The organism is Cupriavidus phytohabitans, assembly GCF_000426345.1.
In the GTDB taxonomy this organism is placed as follows: domain Bacteria; phylum Pseudomonadota; class Gammaproteobacteria; order Burkholderiales; family Burkholderiaceae; genus Cupriavidus.
The window spans coordinates 1-1,221 of the sequence record NZ_AUFE01000246.1 but is presented as its reverse complement, the minus strand read 5'-3'; the positions used below and the strand labels follow the sequence as shown (position 1 = coordinate 1,221).

The 1,221-nt window shown below is 62.8% G+C and carries 3 protein-coding genes and 1 pseudogene; 1 reads left to right on the top strand and 3 read right to left on the bottom strand.

Annotated features, from left to right (window positions below; translation table 11 throughout):
- Positions 1–71: 71 nt before the first annotated feature.
- From K309_RS42340 to K309_RS0135060, 3 genes are read right to left on the bottom strand one after another with little or no spacing between them, the layout of a single operon-like run.
- A complete protein-coding gene (locus tag K309_RS42340; RefSeq protein ID WP_156914559.1) occupies positions 72–239 on the bottom strand; it encodes a hypothetical protein in 168 nt (55 codons plus the stop codon).
- On the bottom strand, positions 236–439 hold the full coding sequence (locus K309_RS43720; RefSeq protein ID WP_029050500.1) for a hypothetical protein: 204 nt from the start codon (positions 437–439) through the stop codon (positions 236–238). The genes K309_RS42340 and K309_RS43720 overlap by 4 nt, the downstream gene beginning before the upstream one ends.
- Entirely contained in the window at positions 423–1,118 is a 696-nt protein-coding gene (locus K309_RS0135060; RefSeq protein ID WP_029050499.1) for a hypothetical protein, read from the bottom strand. Before K309_RS0135060 ends, K309_RS43720 begins: the two co-directional genes overlap by 17 nt.
- Before the next feature lie 8 nt (positions 1,119–1,126).
- On the opposite strand from K309_RS0135060, the pseudogene K309_RS42335 reads away from it, so the two are divergent.
- Positions 1,127–1,221 (top strand): annotated as a pseudogene (locus K309_RS42335) (IS6 family transposase); the annotation flags it as partial.

Sequence of the window (1,221 nt, the reverse complement as noted above, 5' to 3'; positions counted from 1 at the left end):
CGTGCACGCTCCCTGAGGGAACCCCTCCAGCGTCCATCACCGTTCTTGCTCAAATCCCCGCGCTTTCGGCATCACGAAAGCTGCTTATGCACACCAGTCGTATATGCCCGGACGTCCCAGCCGTCGTCACCAAACAGCGAAGCAGCGTTTCCAGCCTTGTCGTGCGTGACCACCATATCGTCCTCGACCCGGTACCAGTCGGGGCGCCCAGCGAGGGGTGCGATCAACGAGTTCTTCATGCCACTCCCAGTTCGTAAAGCTGGTCGAGCCTGGCCGACCAGAAAGCGTCCAGATTCCCTTCAATATCGACATCGTGCTCGATCTGATCGACCAGCGCGGCATCGCGTCTGCGCAGTTCATTGAGGAGGAAGTCAACGCGTCGCAGCACCGTGCCGAACGAGCTGTCGTACTGCTCGATCGAGTCAGCACGTCCGCTCACGAGCCTGACGCAGTGACGGCAGCCCACCCATCTCAGCCTTGTGCGCGGCATCGGTGCCGTTCGAGTACGAGCGCAGCGCCGTGGCCAGCGAGTGCCCCATCAGCCTGGCTGCGACGACAGGGCCGTGGTTGCTCACCGCCCAATCCTGCCTGGCCGCCGGCCACTGACGTGCGCTCACGCGCGGCAGCACGATCCCGAGTGTGTCGAGTCGACGGTAAAGCTGAACTAGAAAATGGGGTGGAAGACCTACTAACTGTCGTTGCTGTGCAGAACGCCCGATTACGAGGAACAACGCGTCGCAGTCTGCGTCTTGCACCAGATACTCGCACAACGCCAGATACCTCTTGAGCTTTGGCATGAAGCCCAGCGAGACGGTGAACGTAACCTCCTTCCCGCCTGCCCGGTACTTGACCTCACGAAACTTCTGACGCGCGACCGGCGCATCCTGCAGGCTCGCGGCAAGCTCCGGGCTCCACTTCATGGCCAGCAGTTGCGCGAGGCTGATGCCCGTCTCGGCCAGAAACAGCGCGGCGAAGCAGGAGGCCGCCATCGAAGCGTGCGAGCGCCGGATCGGTGATTGCGCGTCCTCGTTCGCCGCCGCAAGATGTTTAGCCGCACGCCTGGCGATGGCCCCCGAGCGAGTCGTCTCCTTCACGACGGCCATTTGGGTGCGGAACAAGGCAACGAGCCGAACGCGGCATCGCGGTGGGCCATTCCACCGTGCATCGCTGGGTGATCAAACTGCTGCCGCTGTTCGAGAAGGCGTTTCGCCGGCATCAGCG